This window comes from Deinococcus sp. (assembly GCF_018260405.1).
In the GTDB taxonomy this organism is placed as follows: Bacteria; Deinococcota; Deinococci; order Deinococcales; family Deinococcaceae; genus Deinococcus.
Map to the genome: position 1 here is coordinate 1 of NZ_JAGLBG010000206.1, position 1482 is coordinate 1482.

1 protein-coding gene is annotated in these 1482 nt (G+C 52.6%); it reads right to left on the bottom strand.

Going from position 1 to position 1482, the window contains the following annotated elements; translation table 11 throughout:
* Positions 1-8: 8 nt before the first annotated feature.
* On the bottom strand, positions 9-1379 hold the full coding sequence (locus QZ269_RS13065) for an IS66 family transposase (protein ID WP_291427132.1): 1371 nt from the start codon (positions 1377-1379) through the stop codon (positions 9-11).
* Positions 1380-1482 lie beyond the last annotated feature (103 nt).

Genomic DNA, 1482 nt, shown 5'->3' on the forward strand with positions numbered 1-1482 from the left:
GTATCTGATTAGCGCGCCAGAGCCATCAGCGTGTCTACAGGGTCATGACCCCGGAGGCGAGCTGTCTCTGTGACCGACTTGATTCGCATATAGGTAGTCGCCCCTCGCGGGTTCTTGCTACACTGAGAAATCTTCCGGGCCATCACTACACTTCGTAACTGTCGTTCAGCCGCGTTATTGGTGGGTGGGATTTCTGGTCTCTCCAGAAACAGAAGGAGCCGTCCCCGTTCATGCTGTTTCTGAAGACCTGCTCGTAACCGCTCACTCTCCTTGGTGCGAATATCAGTCCGAATCAGCAAGCGAGTCACTCGATTTCTCACCAATCCGCCTCGGTAGCGAAATTGTCGCTCCGTGATTTTCCCTTCCTGAAAGTCCTTATGGACTTTCAGTGCCATCTGAAACGTCTCTTTCAGACATTGAACATAAGCAAGGCCACGTCCTGGACGCCCTTTAAGCTGTTCAGCAACATCAGCAATGTTACGGATAACGTGTGACATGCACTTTTGCTGAGATACCTCGGCAAATAGTTCTGCGTCGTAGACCTTAAAGCGGTCGCACACCAAGGTACCTTTGAAATTGTCCTTCAGAACAGCATGCAGTTCTTTTGCGGTGTGCTGCGGATTAGCTTTAAACAGAGCCGTATCGGCGCTGCGGTAAGCGCTCACCCACGCTTGTTTTCCGCCCATCCGCCAACCAGTGTCATCATGGTGGACATAGGTTGCCTTCCGGATACTGTTTTCCAGTTCCAAGACGTGATTTGCAAGTGGACCTCCCTCTCGCGCCAGTCGCTCGGCAGCTTGGTTGATAGCACCTTGAGTCAAGCTGAGTCCCACCGTCATTTCTAACAGACGTGGGATTTTCCTTTCTGGGACGCCTAGTTCGTGATGGAGAGTTTGAATCACAGCAGCAAGTCGCCGTCCAAGTCGGTGAGCTGTCGCTCCGCATTGTCCAGTAGCAAGGTCAGGGTGTTCACCTCGCACCTTTTGTCCACATTGGGGGCAGAACAGCACCGGCACGTTGTAAATCGTGACCTCACCGCGCATCTCTTTGGGAAGCTCGGTGATACTGGCTTTCTCAAAGTGGCTCAGTCGCAACTCACCGGTAAAATGACACGCCGGGCAATGGTTGGGGATATCTACTGTGATTTCGTCAGCGCTGGTTTCCGGAAGTTGACGGTAGCTAAACTTGCCCTGTCCTGCTTTACGTCCAGGTTTCTGAGGATTCGCTTTAGGCTCCTCACGGCTGTGAGGAGCAACGTACTTGTTCTTTTTGCGCTCCAAGTCACTGATACGCTTCTTGAGCTGGGTATTCTCTTCTCGGAGAGTTTTGTTCTCAGTCTCCAAGTCTTTGACTCGCTCGGTCAGCTGCTGGATGGACATCTGGGGGAGAACCTCCAGTTGTCTTGTCGCAGTTGCCGTTCCCGTCACCCCTAGAGTCTACCTGCTTGGTCGCTAGAGGGGAAGTTGGCCGCTAATCAGATAC

Excerpts from the sequence above, each read along its gene's own strand:
- QZ269_RS13065 (WP_291427132.1), bottom strand. The coding sequence starts at position 1,379 with ATGTCCATCCAGCAGCTGACCGAGCGAGTCAAAGACTTGGAGACTGAG.